Annotated in this window: 10 protein-coding genes; 5 read left to right on the forward strand and 5 right to left on the reverse strand. The window is 61.4% G+C overall.

Annotated elements, in window-relative coordinates:
• Positions 1-11: 11 nt before the first annotated feature.
• Positions 12-1,163, reverse strand: coding sequence for a 2-hydroxyacyl-CoA dehydratase subunit D (locus tag MUN46_RS09625; RefSeq protein ID WP_243377009.1), 1,152 nt, complete (start codon positions 1,161-1,163; stop codon positions 12-14).
• 100 nt (positions 1,164-1,263) lie between these two features.
• On the reverse strand, positions 1,264-2,787 hold the full coding sequence (locus tag MUN46_RS09630; protein ID WP_243377010.1) for an FAD-dependent oxidoreductase: 1,524 nt from the start codon (positions 2,785-2,787) through the stop codon (positions 1,264-1,266).
• A 199-nt stretch (positions 2,788-2,986) separates the two neighbouring features.
• On the opposite strand from MUN46_RS09630, the gene MUN46_RS09635 reads away from it, so the two are divergent.
• Together MUN46_RS09635 and MUN46_RS09640 are read left to right on the forward strand one after the other, a co-directional pair.
• On the forward strand, positions 2,987-3,727 hold the full coding sequence (locus MUN46_RS09635; protein WP_285230607.1) for a Crp/Fnr family transcriptional regulator: 741 nt from the start codon (positions 2,987-2,989) through the stop codon (positions 3,725-3,727).
• 1,042 nt (positions 3,728-4,769) lie between these two features.
• Positions 4,770-9,659: an ESPR-type extended signal peptide-containing protein gene (locus tag MUN46_RS09640; RefSeq protein ID WP_285230608.1), complete on the forward strand. Its 4,890-nt coding sequence runs from the start codon at positions 4,770-4,772 to the stop codon at positions 9,657-9,659.
• A gap of 421 nt (positions 9,660-10,080) precedes the next feature.
• Here MUN46_RS09640 and MUN46_RS09645 read toward each other — a convergent pair whose 3' ends face one another.
• The 3 genes from MUN46_RS09645 to MUN46_RS09655 all read right to left on the reverse strand — a co-directional run bounded on the left by MUN46_RS09645 (position 10,081) and on the right by MUN46_RS09655 (position 13,602).
• On the reverse strand, positions 10,081-10,434 hold the full coding sequence (locus tag MUN46_RS09645; protein WP_243377013.1) for a cytochrome c3 family protein: 354 nt from the start codon (positions 10,432-10,434) through the stop codon (positions 10,081-10,083).
• A 37-nt stretch (positions 10,435-10,471) separates the two neighbouring features.
• Positions 10,472-11,962, reverse strand: a complete 1,491-nt coding sequence (locus tag MUN46_RS09650) for an FAD-dependent oxidoreductase (RefSeq protein ID WP_243377014.1) — start codon at positions 11,960-11,962, stop codon at positions 10,472-10,474.
• Positions 11,963-12,126: 164 nt separating this feature from the next.
• A complete protein-coding gene (locus tag MUN46_RS09655) occupies positions 12,127-13,602 on the reverse strand; it encodes an ISAs1 family transposase (protein WP_243377015.1) in 1,476 nt (491 codons plus the stop codon).
• Between the two features lie 411 nt (positions 13,603-14,013).
• Here MUN46_RS09655 and MUN46_RS09660 point away from each other — a divergent pair, with 411 nt between their 5' ends.
• The 3 genes from MUN46_RS09660 to MUN46_RS09670 all read left to right on the forward strand — a co-directional run bounded on the left by MUN46_RS09660 (position 14,014) and on the right by MUN46_RS09670 (position 17,317).
• The gene (locus MUN46_RS09660; protein ID WP_243377016.1) at positions 14,014-15,123 is read left to right on the forward strand and encodes an alpha/beta hydrolase; all 1,110 of its coding nucleotides are present in this window, start codon (positions 14,014-14,016) and stop codon (positions 15,121-15,123) included.
• 150 nt (positions 15,124-15,273) lie between these two features.
• Entirely contained in the window at positions 15,274-16,878 is a 1,605-nt protein-coding gene (gene cls / locus MUN46_RS09665) for a cardiolipin synthase (RefSeq protein ID WP_243377017.1), read from the forward strand.
• Between the two features lie 118 nt (positions 16,879-16,996).
• Entirely contained in the window at positions 16,997-17,317 is a 321-nt protein-coding gene (locus MUN46_RS09670) for a hypothetical protein (protein ID WP_243377018.1), read from the forward strand.
• Positions 17,318-17,338: the final 21 nt, after the last annotated feature.

Here is a 17,338-nt window from a genome sequence, read left to right on the forward strand (position 1 = left end):
TCTCCACTTTTTCAGGACCCGCGCGAGCTGCGGATGCTTTCGACAAAAGCCTGGATGCGGGTTGCGAGCTGACCCCGGTTCTGCAGGATGTAGTCCGTCTCTAGCTCGAGTGACGGAATCCCCTGTTTTTCGAGAACCGGGCGCAGCATGTACTGCTCGAAGGCCCAGAGGTCGCACATCGTAAGGCGGGTCACAATGACGCCGTCCACCGCGTAATCTTTCACGAGCCGCAGCAGGTGCCCGGCGCGCGCCGGAGCTGTTCCGAACTTGCGCGGCATCGCGGGGGTCTCCTCGAAGTAGTAGCTCACGAGAGCCTCGAACGGATCCGCGTCCTCGCGGACGTCAAGCTCGCAGGACTGCTCGCCAAAGCCCGTGCTGTCGACCACAATCTGGCCGCCCTCGCTCTCGAGCGTCTCAAAGAACAGCGGCTCGTCGGCATGGGCTCCCATGTAGAGAAGCCGCACCCCGGGCTCGAACGTTTCCGCGCACGACTTGAGCGAAGCGATCAGCTCCCGAAGCAGCGCGTTGTAGTCTTCAACCGGCAGGGACTTCCCGGCCATCATCACGAGCAGGAGCTCCGTGCCGGTAAGGGCGATGCGCCTGCCCTTCTGCATCGCATAGAGCTCGCGCTGCAGGCGGCGCTTTTCGTTGTGCAGGCGGATCGCTGCGCGCAACCGCTCCTCATTGAGGGCGACACAGAACCTTTCCTCGGTTCTGTGCAGGAAGTCGCGGATCTGCTCCGCATAGAAGCGCCTGGCCAGCTCCCCGCCCTTTTTCGGAGCATAGATGAAGCTGTAGACAGGGGAGACGGGCCTGCGGACCCAGTTGTCATAGATGCGCCGCATGTGGTCGCAGCTGTTGTAAATCACCGCGCCGTCAAGGAAGTCCCACTTTCCATTCAGGATTTCGTTGAAGGTGTGGCGGGTGTAGCCGCAGGTGAGCTCCCTGAAATACGGGTCCGCGAGCTCGGTTCCGTCCGAGCCGGTGCCCCGCAGAAGCACGGGGACGGCGCCCGCCGCGCTGATGATTTCCTCGGGCACCTCGTCGTAGAGCACCCCGACAATCTTCCGGCCTGCTTTCTTCGCGCGCTCCAGATAAGGGTTCCCGATGGTGCGGGCCGCCGACATCAGGGTCTCGAGCGCCGGTATGGCTTTTTGTCTCATATCCTTCTCCTGCGAGAAGCCGCCCGGGAGGAGCGCAGAGCGCCCTTCGGGGACGGCGGGTCTTTTTTTCAGAAGCGGAGGACGCGCCTCCGCTTCCTTTTCATTTCCCCATATCCTTCAGGGCAGTCTCGGCCGCCGCTTTGCCCGACCAGGCCGCAAAGCCGAAGAGATGGCCCGAGGTCCAGGTGGTGTAGGTGTCGCCGTACATCCGGCCCGTCTCGGCCCCGACCGCATAAAGCCCTGGAATCGGCCGGTCGTCGCCGTCAACCACGCGCAGGCTGCGGTCGGTGCGGGTGCCGCCCAGCGTGCAGAACCAGTAGGGGCGCAGCCTCAGGGCGTAGAGCCTGCCCTTTCCGATCGGGCGCAGCCACTGCGTGAGCTTGAAGAACTCGCCGTCGTACTTCTCCTCGGCCGCGCGGTTGTAGGTCTCGAGCGTCTTTTTGAGCGCGGAGGGCGGCACGCCGATGGCCCGGGCGAGCTCCTCGGCCGTGGCCCCCGACTTCACGGCGTCGCTGCCCTGAGCGATCGCCGCATTGATTTCGCTGCGGATGTTGGGCAGCTTGGTCATCGTCGGGATGATGACGCCCACGCCGACGTCGGCGCCCTGGGTCTTCATGTAGTCGATCGCGGCGTCATCGAAGATCACCCAGCCTTCGCTGTGCAGCTGCGAGGCGATCGCATTGCCGGCCAGGGCGAACTCGAATGAAAGGGTCTCGGGGGCGAAGCGCTCGCCGTGATCGTTCACCCAGAGGTTTGCAGGCTGCCAGCTCATCACGTAAAGATTGCTCAGAAACTTGATGCCCCTGCCCTCGGTGCCGGGATGCATGACCGCGGTCGCCGCGGTCTGCGCGCCTCCTGCAGCCTTCGCCATGAGGAAGCCGTCGCCGGTCTTATGCAGCGGGACGCTCGACTTCACGCGTGCGGGATCGTAGCCTAAGAGGCTGCGGACCAGCTCCGGGTTGTCGCCAAAGCCCCCGGTGGCGAGGATGACGGCAGAGGCCGAAATGTCAAGCTCGCCCGCCGCACCTTCAGCCTTCACGCCGGCCACGCGCCCGTTTTTCATGATGAGGCTCTTGGCCGGCGTGCTCAGCAAGGTCTTCACCCCAAGCTTCGCGGCCGAGTCCGCAAGGGCGTGGACGTAGGCCGCCCCGTGCTGGTCGCCCTTGTACTGCCCGATCACGTGCCAAGTGAGGGTTTCAGAGGGGCTCACCTGGATGGCCTCGAACTTCACGCCGTGCTGAGCGACCCAGTCCAGGGTCGGGGCCGACTGCTCGAGGTAGAGCCTGCGGAACTTCGCATCGGACTTGAAGTGATCGAAGCGCTGCAGGTATTCGGCCGCATGCGGGATGGAAAGCCCGTAGTTCTTCGCCCTCTGCCAGCGCGACTCGATGCCGAAGAGCCCCTCGGCGAAAGCCGCGCCGCCGCCCACCACCCCGTTTTTCTCAAGCAGCACCACCTTTGCGCCAAGCTCCGCAGCGCGGACCGCGGCCGCAAGCCCGGAGCCGCCGCCCCCGACCACAACCACGTCTGCCGAAACCGCCTGGGCCGCGGCCCAGGCGGGAACAGACGCGCAGGCCCCTAGCACTCCTGCCGCCGCGAGCTTGAGAAAACCTCTTCTCTTCATCTCCCCTCCCCCTTCAAAAGAACTAATTCGGATGAATGAAATCTTAGGCAGAGCCCTTTTCCGGAGCCGTGCGGCAGCGCACACTGAAGAAGCCACTGTGTCCTGGCAGACGGTTTCGGGCTCCTGCGGGCGCCGGGGGATGGTTCCTTTTCTTTTTTTAGGCTAGATTTCCAAAAGGCTTCTTTGCAGCACTTTGACTTTGAAAACCTTGCTTGAACAGACTATTTTTCAGACCGCCCCCTGGGTCATGCCCGAGGAGCCCCGGGAAATCCAGGACATCTTCCGTTCAAAGGGAAAGCCCGTCCGCTTCTCGCTCGGCGAGATGATTCCCCACGGGATCGAGAAGGCGGCCGTTCATCTCCTCACGAAGGGCGTGGTCCTTTTCGGCTACTACGACGCCGGCGACCGGCTTCAGGTCTTCAACATCCTGCTGCCGGGGCGCTGCGTGGGGGAGTTCGACGCAGCGGCCTGCCCGGACAGATCGGTCGCCTTCCCGATCAACGCCGCCTGCGTACGGCCCGTCGAGGCGCTCAGCCTTGACCGCTGCGAGTATGTGTCGGCCCTGCGAAGCTCGACCTCCCTCATGGAGACGGCCATGCGCTCCTGCATCTGGAAGCACCACTGCACGATGGAAGGCATGATCTGCAACTACACGCTGCCTGTCGAGATGCGGCTGCGGGTACTGCTCTACTCGCTCATCGAGGCCTACTACCGGCTCTCCGAGGGCGGCTGGAACCCGATTCCGGTGCCCCTCAGCGTGACCGCGTTTGCGACCGTTGTCTCAAGCAACCGCTCCTGGGTGAGCCGTTTGTTCTCCCAGTGGAGCTCCGAGGGACTTCTTAAAAAAGACGGCAGGATGCTGCTCGTGCACTCCTCGCTCTTCGATCCCATCAGGGGAAACAAGAATCTGCGGGAGATCGCCCGGACGCGGGCGGCCTGACCGCCGGGCTCCTCTCCTGCCCGCGCCCCGGGCCGCCAGCCGCGTAAAGCCGCCTCTCCTGACGCAAAGCCCCCGCTTCTTCCAGGGGACCAAGCGCTTGAAAAGCGCCTCTGGCCATCAAGCTGAAGGCCGCTGCTTTCCTAACGTATCTCCTGTTTCCGGCAGAGGCCCAGGCGTCCGCCTCAGGACAAGCGGGAGGAGCCCGGGAAATAAAGAGAGCTCGCCCCCAATCTCAATTCATGAAATGGCCGGTCCCTGAGGCGGATCCTTGCCTGTAAATGGAGTACTCTGCACACATAATTGAAAGATTTGCTTATATATCGAGAAATTAAAGATCTTTTGAACAGCTTCCGCTTCTTTTTCTAAAAAATCGTTTAATTTTAAATTAATTCATTCTCAATATCTTACAAATCTGCTTTGGCCGCTTCCTAGCCGTTTTCCTTTGATGGAACATCCCTCTAAGAAAAAATTCCTTTATTTTTAAGCACTAACTTATTAATTATATATTTTTTGATTGCAATCAATAGCTTCTCAATGTGCTTTTGTTACATTCATCCACGGAAGCGCCGGAATTTTCTGCATCAGCTTTTGAAGCCTGAAACCGAGGCGGCCGGGGACACCCCCGCCGGCCCCGCTATTCATACGGAGAAAGGATCAGCCGTGAAGCACAGCCTGCCGAGACCTGCTGCGAGTCAAAGCAAGACAGACGCCCGCCCCGCGCGGACGCGCATCGCTGCTTCCAGACGCAGCCCGCCCTCCAGGGCTTTTTTTTACATCCCGCGCAGTCTTCTTTCCGCTTTCCCTCCGGCGCGTGCGTCAGCCGCAGGTATTTATTAGCTGTTCATCAGATTCACGACTCTGCTAGTGCCGGAGTCAAAGGGAGTCCTCTACTTCCTCCCTGGTGTTCAGGCACTAAAGCGAATTTTTCAGCAGTCCCTGTTTGGGGTCTTTCCGCAAGGTGTACGCGCGGACGGACCCGATTCAGGACTCAAAGAATTTCCGCTAGTTTTTTCTCAAACCGAATCAAAGGAGCTTTTTTCATATGAACAAAATCTACAGAGTTGTCTGGGACACCTCCCGAAATATGTTCGTCGTTGCGAGCGAATTCGCGAGGGCTCATAAGAAGGGCGCCCGCAAAGCCGCGACGGCAGTTCTTCTTGGTGGAATCGCCGCGGCCGGGGTGGGAGAAACAGCCTATGCGGCTACGATTGCTGACTCACCCACTGGCATAGTCATCAAGGAGCTGGACGGAGGGACCTTGATTACGGTGACAGAAACAACCGGGAAAACTGTAATTCAGGACAAGACGGGCGACTATACATTTACCCTTAACCCGCAAGATGGAACCATCTCCAACTCAGTCCCTTCGTCCGACGGCTCGACAACAACCACAACCACTAAGACTCTTTCAAAACTTATTCAATCAGGAGAAGACGCCGAGCTGAACACTGTCACCGCCACAACATTGACCGAGACTGCTCAAATTGGCTCTACCGGAAAGAGTCTGTCTGATCTCGTGACTGACACCGCAACCAACAAGGCTGCCATTGAAAAGAAAGCTGACGCAACCGGCGGAACCCTGACTGATGCAACCATTACCGGTGCTTCAAAAATTGAGGGCTCCACGTCAATGGACACTACGGGCAATATCAAAACCACAGGGACGTTGTCTGCCGGCAGCATCGACGGCAACACACAAGTCGGCGGAGCCTCTCTCACAGACATCAAGACCAAAGCCCTCGATGCGGTCCAGTATGATTCAACGACAAGCCAGCTGTCCTATGGAGGAAGCACCGGCACCAGCAAGACTGTTGACAACCTTAAGTTGAACGGGACTTTGAACGCGGGAGCGACCACAGTCTCCAGCCTTGACGCCGGTGCAGGAGCCATCAAGACCACGGGCGCCCTTCAGGCGGGTTCCGCCGCCGTTACGGGTGCTCTTTCGGCCGGCGAGACAACACTCACCAGTACGCTCGATGTCGTCGGCGCCACTAATCTCAAAAGCAGCCTGACGGTCGCCGGTGCCACAACTCTTAATGACACACAGGTAAAAGGCGATCTCACGGCTACCGGGCAGATCAAGGGCAAGACCGGCTACTTCGGCAATGAGACCCAGCACGTCTCCGTTGCTGACGGCAACATCACAGCTACCGGAAAGATGACGGCTGCCACCGGAAGCATCGGGGCTGTCAGCTTCACTTCTGACGGTAATGTAAGCGGCGTCAACACCCTGAGTGCAAATACCATTTCCAGTACCAACGGAGGCAAGCTGGGAACCGTGCAGATCACTTCTGACGGGAACGTCTCCGGCGTCAATAAACTGACCGCTACAAGCGGAAGCATTGGAACCGTCGACGTCTCCTCTGACGGGAATGTGACTGGAGTCAATAATATGACCGTCGCAGGTACGACGACTACCCGCGATCTCACCGTTACAGGAACCTTCAACACCGACAAGGTACATGTCGGACATGAAGACGACAACTATACCGATATCGATAAGGGCAAGATTTCGAACAAGTCTTCCTCCACGACTCAGTCGGAATCTGCTTCGCTGGACTACAGCGGTCTTGAACTGAAGCTGAATGACTCTTCCGACAGCTCGCAGCTCGGCCTTAACGCCACTTCCAGCAACGTCAGCCTCTCTGTGACTGACAAAGATGGCAACTCCGCTTCCTCGGATGTGACCGCCACCTCCATCACGAATAAGGTGGCAGACAAAGCAGGGACCAACTCCGTCACTGAGGCCAGCACGCTTCAGAACGGTGCTGCCCAAAAGAGCACGACGGTGGCCGGCACATCTTCCTCCACTTCTATCGTTCAGACGGCTGAAAACATCACGCTGACGGCCTCGAACGGCACAGTCAAGACTGCCGCTCAGACGATAGAGAATACCTCGACGGGTGACACCACCAACACGGTCGGCGGCAACCAGACCACCACGGTCAAGGGCGACGTGACCGAAGACTACCAGTCCAACCAGACCACCAAAGTCGCCGGCAACCAGAGCAATGAAGTCAAAGGCACTCTCACGGAGAAAGTGACCGGGGATGTGAGCGAGACTTACGGCTCGAACCTGACCACTTCCGTCGCCAAGGATCAGACCACTACTGTGGGCGGTGCCCAGGTTACCAATATCACCAAAGATCAGACCACCACGGTCGGCGGCGCCAGGACTGACACCGTCACCGGCAAGGTCACCGAGGACTTCAAGTCCGACATGGAGACCAAGGTGGCCGGCTCCCAGATGACCAGCGTCACCAAGGACCAGACCACGACGGTGGGCGGCGCCAGGACTGACACCGTCACCGGCAAGGTTACCGAGGACTTCAAGTCCGACATGGAGACCAAGGTGGCCGGCTCCCAGGTGACCAGCGTCACCAAGGACCAGACCACCACGGTCAAAGGCAACCAGGCCAACAACGTTGACGGCAAGCTCTCCGAGACCGTCAAGGGCGACGTGACCGAGGACTACCAGTCCAACCAGACCACCACGGTCGCCAAGAACCAGACCACCACGGTCAAAGGCAACCAGGCCAACAACGTTGACGGCAAGCTCTCCGAGACCGTCAAGGGCGACGTGACCGAGGACTACCAGTCCAACCAGACCACCACGGTCGCCAAGAACCAGACCACCACGGTCAAGGGCAACCAGGCCAACAACGTTGACGGCAAGCTCTCCGAGACCGTCAAGGGCGACGTGACCGAGGACTACCAGTCCAACCAGACCACCACGGTCGCCAAGAACCAGACCACCACGGTCAAGGGCAACCAGGCCAACAACGTTGACGGCAAGCTCTCCGAGACCGTCAAGGGCGATGTGACCGAGGACTACCAGTCCAACCAGACCACCACGGTCGCCAAGAACCAGACCACCACGGTCAAGGGCAACCAGGCCAACAACGTTGACGGCAAGCTCTCCGAGACCGTCAAGGGCGATGTGACTGAGGACTACCAGTCCAACCAGACCACCACGGTCGCCAAGAACCAGACCACCACGGTCAAGGGCAACCAGGCCAACAACGTTGACGGCAAGCTCTCCGAGACCGTCAAGGGCGACGTGACCGAGGACTACCAGTCCAACCAGGCCACCACGGTCGCCAAGAACCAGTCCACCACGGTCAACGGCAACCAGAGCAACACGGTCGCCGGAACGCTCACGGAGAAAGTGACCGGGGATGTGAACGAAACCTACGACTCGAACCAGGCCACCACGGTCAAAGGCAACCAGAGCAACACGGTCGCCGGAACGCTCACGGAGAAAGTGACCGGGGATGTGAACGAAACCTACGACTCGAACCAGACCACCACGGTCGCCAAGAACCAGACCACCACGGTCAAAGGCAACCAGGCCAACAACGTTGACGGCAAGCTCTCCGAGACCGTCAAGGGCGATGTGACCGAGGACTACCAGTCCAACCAGACCACCACGGTCGCCAAGAACCAGACCACCACGGTCAAAGGCAACCAGGCCAACAACGTTGACGGCAAGCTCTCCGAGACCGTCAAGGGCGACGTGACCGAGGACTACCAGTCCAACCAGACCACCACGGTCGCCAAGAACCAGACCACCACGGTCAAGGGCAACCAGGCCAACAACGTTGACGGCAAGCTCTCCGAGACCGTCAAGGGCGATGTGACCGAGGACTACCGGTCCAACCAGACCACCACGGTCGCCAAGAACCAGACCACCACGGTCAAGGGCAACCAGGCCAACAACGTTGACGGCAAGCTCTCCGAGACCGTCAAGGGCGACGTAACCGAGGACTACCAGTCCAACCAGGCCACCACGGTCGCCAAGAACCAGTCCACCACGGTCAACGGCAACCAGAGCAACACGGTCGCCGGAACGCTCACGGAGAAAGTGACCGGGGATGTGAACGAAACCTACGACTCGAACCAGACCACCACGGTCGCCAAGAACCAGACCACCACGGTCAAGGGCAACCAGGCCAACAACGTTGACGGCAAGCTCTCCGAGACTGTCAAGGGCGATGTGATCGAGGACTACCAGTCCAATCAGACCACCACGGTCGGAGGAAACCGGAGCAGCACGGTCGCAGGAACGCTTACGGAGACTGTAGCCGGCCTTGTGACGGAGAACTACAACGGCGGCCAGACGACCAATGTCACCGGCGACCGGACGATCACCATTACCGGCAATCAGAGCGCTACGATTGGCGGCAATCTTGACAACCGTGTCACCGGCGCCATCACCAACAGCGCCCAGTCAATCGCCAATACGACGGTCGGCGATCTGACCAACACGGTCGGTGGAAACCTGACCAACAACGTCACCGGAGCTTACGGAGTCACTGCTGGATCCATCAGCAACATGTCCAGCACGACGATTGTCCAGCAGGCTGGACAGTCCATCACGCATACGGTCGGCTCGACCAGCATCGTGATGACCGACGGCAAGGTCGACGCAGGCGGAGCTCAGTTCACCAACCTCGCTCCGGGAACCCTCTCCAAGGATTCCACCGATGCCGTAGTCGGCAGCCAGCTGTGGGCGACGAACCGCCGCATTGACAATCTCAATGAAGACATTGACAAGTCCGGCGCCGCAGCCGCTGCTCTGGCCGCTCTGCACCCGCTTGATTTTGATCCGGAGCACCGGTTCTCGATTTCCGCGGGTCTCGGTCACTACAAGAGCAGGGAAGGCGTTTCGGTCGGCGCCTTCTGGTACCCGACTGACACGGGCAATCTGCTGATTTCGGCAGGTTACGCCGCTTCGGGCTCGGACAGCCATATGGTGAATATGGGCGTTTCCTACCGCTTCGGCGGCAGCTATAAGCGTCCGGCCGACAGCCAGGCCAAACTGGCAGAAGCCGAAGCGAAGAACCGCGCCCTCGAGGCCAAGCTTGCGGCTCTGCAGACGAAGTTCGACGCTCTGGCATCGAAGGTGGACTCGCTGACTGCCGCCAAGTAACAAAAAGGCAAAACAGCCTGCCGGGCTGCTCCATCCGAATCGGAACTTTCGGATTCCGCAGCCCCGGCAGAGGTTCACAGGCCCTTCAGACATCTTTATCTGAAGGGCCATTCTTTATTCTGTCCGGCCCAGAGCCTCTTCTGGACTCTGCCCTGCGGGTTCATCCTGCGCGGTCCGGGCATGGCCCGGTTCAGCCGCCGGCACTAAAAAAAACTCCTCGGGACCTCGCAGGGCCCCGAGGAGCGCTCGGACAAAAAAACAGGAAAGGCCTTTTAAAATTAATTCTTTCCCCGGTTGAGCGACCCGCACCGTGTCCGACTGGCACGGTGCCGTCTCTGGTGCTCAGGCCAGCCCGGTCCGGGATTGCGGCCCACACATCGAAAGACCGCAGCGCACAGGGGCCGCAGCCTTTCGACCCTCCTTATTTTGGCTGCATGTCGAACTTGTGGCAGTCATTGCACATCAGGACAGGCTTCTGGTGCCCCTTGTGGCAAGCCGTGCACTTCACCTCTCCCAGGTGCGAGTCATGGGGGTTCATCTTCATGGCCGCGGTTTTCTGCGCCACTTTCTCATAGGAGCCGTGGCAGGCAAGGCATTTCTCCGTCTTCACCCTGGAGCCGGGAGCGGGCGTCTTCACGCCGTGGCAGCTTTCGCATGTTGCGCCGCGGGCCACATGGCGGTCGGCCAGATACGGGCCGCCCGCGGCCATGGCCTGCGCGGCAAGGGCGAGCCCCGCGGCAGCCAGCAGGGCAGCAGTGAGTTTCCTAAGCATCATGTTCTCCTTTTCTTATATGTTCCTGCGCCGCTGCGGCTCAGATCTTCGCGGCCTTCGCCCGGGCGGCCATCTGCTCGGCCGCGATATGGCCGAAGACGGTCGCGCCCCCGAGCTGGGAGCCGCCGATGTAGTCGCGGAAGAAAAGGCCTCCGGCGGCGTTACCCGCCGCGTAGAGCCCGGGAATCGTGTTGCCGTCCAGATCCTGGACCTCGGCCTTCGTGTTGATGAGCGGGCCGCCGAAGGTAGCCGTCATGCCGCCTTCAAACGGAATCGCGTAGAACGGGGCCTTTTCGATCTTCGCGGGCTTCCTGTACGTGTTGGGGGGATTGAGCTTTTCAAGCGAATGGGCCTCAACCGCCCGGTTGAAGGCATCGACGGATGCTCGCGTCGCCTCGGGCGGCAGCCCCACCTTTTTGCAGAGCTCCTCGATCGAGTCGGCCTTGCCGTAGGGGTTATGCAGGCGCTCGAACTTCGGGATCGTGGTGCCCAGCACGGGGCAGTCCGCGTCCACGATGGCGAACGCTTTGTTCTCAATAGTCTTCTCGGCGCAGGTCTTCGCCTTGATCACATAGGTGTTCTGCTCGTTCATGAAGCGCTGCCCGCGCAGATCCACGATGATGCCCCGCATCGAGTTGAGGACGTCGGCGGGATTCACATGCGTCTCGGCCACGATGGGGCCGGCGTGGAACTGGTCCATGTTGACAAGCTTCGCGCGCAACGGCTTCGTGAGCGAGATGTTCTCGCCCGTGGTGCTGCGCGAGCCTCGGATCGCAAGCCTCGAGGCCCAGCCCCCGATGTACATGTCGGTCATCTCGGGGTTGGCGGAAAAGCCCCCCGTCGCGATCAGCACGCCGCCCTTCGCGCGGAAGATTCTGCGGCCGCCCTCGGCCTTCGCCACCACGCCGGTCACGGCGCCTGTCCGGTCGGTGAGCAGCCTCACCGCGGGATGCTCGAAGAAAAATTCAATGTTTTTTCTCTGCCTCGCGGCCTTGAGCAGCGTCTTCACCAGCGTGCCGCCCCCGGTTCCGCCGCCTTTGGTCACGCGGTGACCGCGCCCGAGCCGCGGCCAGGGGCTCATCCGGATCTTCTCGAACTTCACGCCGATTTTATCGGCGAGCCAGTCGACGTCCGGCCCGATGCGGTCGGCGTAGGTCTCGGTGAGCCTGCGGTCGGCGCGGCCGGCCGAAACCTTCATCATGTCGGCGATGAACGCCTCCCTCGAGTCCTTGATGCCCTGTGCCTTCTGCTGCTTCGTATTCCAGGCGTTGAGCGTCCCCAGCGCGTAGATCGCGTTCCCGTCGGGCCGCTCCCGCTTTTCGAGCACGGCCACCCTCGCCCCGAGGTCTGCGGCCCAGATCGCAGCAACCAGCCCCGCGCAGCCGGCGCCAATGATCACCGCGTCAAACTCCCGCCCCTCGGCCCGCGCCGCGCGGCGGGCCCCCGGAGCAGCCAGGGCCGGAAAGCTACCGGCCGCCGCCAGCGCCACCGCGCCGCCGATGAGCGAGCGCCTTGTGAGATCGAGCTTCATCTTCTCTCCTCCTTCTTTTTTTCTGCTAAGGGCGCACGGCGCGGCCTTCCTGCAGCGTCTCTGCACCGCACCGGGCGTAAATCTGCTGTTCTAAAGGAAAATTGTACTGCTGGGCTCGCGGAAAAAGCCACGCCCCTCCCACAGCCTCAGGTACCTGACAGGGCCTACGCATGAACAGCCGCCTGGTAAACCCTCGCTAAAGCGGCGAGAGCCGTTTGAGCAGAGCGCAGTTTGTTCATCCAACGCTTTTTGCTTGTGGGCTCAGCGGCTGATTCTTTGCTCTCTTCATTCTGAAGCTTGTTCAGCACCCCGACGGCAAATTTGTTGAGCAGGACGCGGTTGTAAAGGTAGTTCGCATTTTTGCACTGCGTTCGGTCCTGCTGGAAATCCACGTCGAGGACGTAATGTAGCTCGTTCTCCACACCCCGGTGCCTCCTGACCGCCCGTGCGGCCTGCTCGGCAATCAGCCGGCTGTCCCAGCGCAGCGTGGTGATGAAGTAGCGCTCCTGGCTGGATTCTCTGCCGGTCTTTTTGTCTGTTGACTCGGTCACTGCTGCGACGATGCAGCCTTCCTCCAGTCCAATCCAGTGCCCGCACTGCGCCGGCCCGAGCACGGATCCCGGCAGGACGCGAACGCTCCTGCGCTCCAGTCTGCCGTGCTCCAGCGCGGCGCCTCCCGTCCAGGACCTGGCCCGGGTTTCAGTGACGTCCAGAAACGCCATCCGGATGTCATGCCAGAGGGTTTTCTGATTTTCCCTGACCGCCAGGCAGTAATCGGCCCCGGCTTCCACCAGGGATTTGGCAAAACTCCTCTGCGTATTCATGGCATCCGCGGTCACAACGCACCCGCTCAGGTCCAGTCCTTCGACCATGGAGGCCGCATGGGTGATTTCATTTTCCTTCTCGCCCACGACCTTCTGGCACAGCGCCACTCCGTTTTCCGTGTCATGGAAGGCCAGCGCAAAGCGGCCCGAGGCGGCTTTTTCCGTACGACTTGCCCGAACGGCCTGGCCGTCAACGGCCGCAACGCGCGAGAGATATTGGTCCAGCAGCGGGGTGACCAGGCGTTTGTAAAACGAGGCAAATTCGGCCGGGTCAATCAGCATCAGCAGACGCCTGACCGTGTCATGCGGGATGTTTTCCCTGGGAAAATCATCGAAGAGCGCTTCCAAGGCCGGGCGGCTCGATGCCCAGAAATCGGCGATCTGCACGCAGCTGGTCTGTCCCGAAAGACTGGCAAGAAGCGAAACGAGATAAACGTAGTCCAGCGGATATACGACCTTGGACTGTTGACGACTGTCCTTGACTTTTGACGCGGAATCAAGCGCTGCCTTTACGCCGTCGGGCACTGGTTTCGTTTCCGCGGCCGTCTGCTTTCCCGTTCGAGCAGACGATTTCTCTGCGGCTCTGGCGGCTGTCTCCTTCAGTTCCTTGACCTGCTGCTTGAGCAGGTAGCTCTTGGAGAACTGAAACTTTCCGTCAACCACGACGCCGACCTGCGTGCGGATCTCCTTCCCGCGCTTCTTCGACGAATCGTAGACATACTTCGATTTGAAAACGTAGTAGCGCTTGTTGGTGGCGTTCCAGTTCACTCGGCAGCCTTCGGGAATCAGCTTCAGGATCTTCTGGTCGACGGGCATTGGGGCCTCCTATGATCTTGATCTATTATAATATATATTATATGTATATTTATAAAAGTCACGGCCTATCCCTTGAGTTTTCAAAATTTTCATTTTTTAGAGCTTGTCTTTCATGCGTTCGCCCTGGGCACCTGACCGCCGCCTTTTCTCCCGCGCCAGGAAGCTTGTTTCAGGCAAAAAAGAAAGGGGCCGCCCGGCCTTCAAGGCAGCCCGAAGCCGCGGAAAGCGCCGGAATCTAAAGCCACGTCCGCTCCAGGGGCGAAGAAGGCCCCGCTGTTTCGCAAAGTTCATAAAAAGATCAATTAAGGCAGTTTCCCGGTGACGCTCCGTGGGAACATTTCTCCTGTTCATTTCCGCCCGGCCCGCGCGCTAAAGCGCAGAAGGTAGGCCGGGCGCGGCAAGGAGACAGCAATGGACAAGAAGCGTTTCATCCGAGGGGCCCTTGGCGCCCTTTCCTCCGGCGTCATCGCGCTGGGCGACGGAACGGCCGCCGCTGCGGACACCCCCGGGCCCTCGCGGGCGCCGGCGGAAACCATCCAGGCCTCGAGCCTCTCCCAGGCCTGGGACAAAGTCTTTCCCGAGGACGCCCGGGTCGCCCACCGCAAGGTGGTCTTTCACAACCGCTACGGCATCACGCTCGTGGGCGACCTCTACGAGCCCAGAGCCCGCTCCGCCGGGCAGAAGCTGCCGGCGATTGCGCTTGCAGGCCCCTTCGGCGCGGTGAAGGAGCAGGTCTCGGGCCGCTACGCGCAGGAGCTCGCCGCCCGCGGGTTCCTCACGCTCGCCTTCGATCCGTCGTTCACGGGCGAGAGCGCCGGGCAGCCGCGCAACACCACCTCCCCCGACATCAACACGGAGGACTTTTCCGCCGCGGTGGATTACCTGCTCAACAATCCTGAAACGGACAGAGGGCGCGTGGGCATCCTCGGCATCTGCGGCTGGGGCGGCTTTGCCCTCAACGCCGCGGCGCAGGATCCCCGGATCCGCGCCACGGTGACCTCCACCATGTACGACATGAGCCGCAACATCGCCAACGGCTACTTCGACAACGGCAAGCCCAAGGAGGAGCTGCGGGCCTCCCGGATCGCCGCGAGAAAGAGAATCAGCGCCCAGCGCACGGCCGACTACAGGACGGGCCTCTACGCCATGGCGGGCGGCGTCCCGGAGAAGCTTCCCGCCGGCGCGCCGCAGTTCGTGCGCGACTACCACGACTTCTACAAGACAAAGCGCGGCTACCACCCGAGGTCCTTCGGCTCCACGACCGGCTCGACCCTGAGCTCGCTGCTCGCCTTCATGAACACCCCGATCAACGTCTACGCCGGCGAGATCGAGACCCCGGTGCTCCTGATCCACGGCGAGAAGGCGCACTCGCGCTACTACAGCGAGGATGTCTACAGGCGCCTCACGGGGCAGAACAAGGAGCTGCTCATCGTCCCGGGGGCGGTGCACACCGACCTCTACGACCGCATGGACGTGATCCCGTTTGACCGGATCGAGGCGTTCTTCAGGAAGAACCTCTGAAAGCCCGCCCTCTCTTTCTTTAATCCCGCCCAGCCCCCTGCAGGGGCCGGACGCTCCTCTCCCTCCCGCCCTGCAAGGCTCCGCCTGAAAGAGGAGCCTTTCATCCCAAAGCCTCTTAGAATCAGCCCTTGAAGAGGGGAGGAGCCGGCATTGAGCAGCACGCAGGAATTTTTCAACAGGGCGAAGCGCAGGACCGCGGACCGGGGGCTGCGCCTGCTCAAGCAGGGCAGGCGCGGCTTCTGGGGGCTGCTGTTCAGCCGCACGGGATTTCTTCTGGTCCTCATCGCCGTGCAGGCCGCGTTCCTGTTCCTCCTCGCCTACCGGCTCGCGGGCTACGCGACGGACTACATCTTCGTGTGGATGGCGGTGAGCGTTCCCATCGTGCTCGCGCTCATCAACAGCCGCATGGACTCGAGCGCGAAGATCACCTGGCTCTTTCTCATCCTGGTGCTGCCGGTGCTGGGAGTGCTGCTCCTGCTCTACACCAAGTACGACATCGGGCACCGCAAGCTCAAGCGCTCGGCCCGCGAAATCGTGAGGACGACCCGGCACGCGATCCGGCAGGACCCGGGCACCTGGGAGCGGCTGCGCTACCTTCACCCCGAGACCGCGGGGATCGCGCGCTTTCTTGCCCGCACCGGCTGCTACCCCGTCTACGAGGCAAGCGGCGTGAAGTACTTCCCGATGGCCGAGCCCGCCTTCGAGGACATGCTCGATCGGCTCGAGCGCGCGAAGAAATTCATCTACCTCGAGTACTTCATCATCGAGGAGGGAATCATGTGGGGCCGCATCCTCGAGATCCTCGCGAAAAAGGCGGCCGAGGGGCTCGACGTGCGGGTGCTCTACGACGGAACCTGCGAATTTTCGAGGCTTCCGGGCGACTATCCCGAAAAGCTCCGGGCGCTGGGGATCCGCTGCCGGGTCTTCTCCCCCGCCTGCCCGTTTCTCACCACGCGGTTCAACTTCCGCGACCACAGGAAGATCATGGTGATCGACGGGGAGACCGCCTACACGGGGGGCTTCAACCTTGCCGACGAATACATCAACCTGCACTGCCCCTACGGCGTCTGGAAGGACGCGGAGGTGCGGATCACGGGGCGGGCGGTGGCCACCTTCACGCTGATCTTCCTGCAGATGTGGGCCGACGAGCAGGAGATCGACTCGCTGCCGGACGCGAGGCTGTCCTCCCCGGACGACCCCTCGGGCACGGGCTTCGTGATCCCCTTTGCCGACAATCCGATGGACTCCTACAAGGTGGGCGAGAGCGTCTACCTGTCGATCCTCAACCGGGCCCACCACTACGTGCACATCATGACCCCGTACCTGATTCTGGACGGCGAGCTCGAGACCGCGCTGCGGCTCGCCTCGAGCCTCGGGATCGACGTGAAGATCATCGTGCCGGGGAAAAACGACAACCCGTTTGCCGACGCCCTGGCGCGCTCGCACTACCTGGGGCTGCTCGAGGCGGGGGTGAAGATCTACGAGTACACGCCGGGCTTCGTCCACTCGAAGGTCTGCACGAGCGACGGGGGCCGCGCCTTCGTGGGCACGATCAACCTCGACTACCGCAGCCTCTACCACCACTTCGAGTGCGGGGTGTTCCTGCGCGAGGCGGACTGCATTTCGGACATCGAGGCCGACTTCCAGGCCACTCTCAGGCAGTGCCGCCGCATCACCCGCCGCAGCGTCCGGCGCGAGAAAACGGGCCGCAGGCTCCTCGGGGCCGTGCTCAAGGTGATCGCGCCGCTGATGTGAGCCCCTCAAGGCCGCCCGCGGGCCTCGTCCGGGCGCCCTTTCAGGCCTAGAATCGGGGCAGTGCGGCAGAGCGCCTTTTTCCCGCTCTCTGCGCAATCCCTTTTTTTGGAGAATCAAGATGATGCGCCAGATGCTTATCGTGCTTGCGGCCGGAGCCTTCAGCGCGGCCTCCTGGGCCGCCGCGTCCACGCCCGCCGCTGCCTCCAGCCCCGCCGCGGCCGGCTCCTCCCCCAGCGCCGCCTCCCAGGCGGGCGAAGCCGTGAAGGACACGGGCCGCAGCGTCGGCCACTTCTTCCGCGACGCGACCCGCGAGACCGGCCACTTCTTCCGCGACACCACGAAAAAGATCGGGCACGCCACCTCCGGCGCCGTGAAGGGCGCGAAGGAAGGGCTCGAGGGGTCGGAGGCGGCCTCCTCGAAAAGCAGCAAAAGCCGCTGACCGGCGCCAGGGAGCACAGAC

Source organism: Mesosutterella faecium (assembly GCF_022809315.2).
In the GTDB taxonomy this organism is placed as follows: Bacteria; Pseudomonadota; Gammaproteobacteria; order Burkholderiales; family Burkholderiaceae_F; genus Mesosutterella; species Mesosutterella faecium.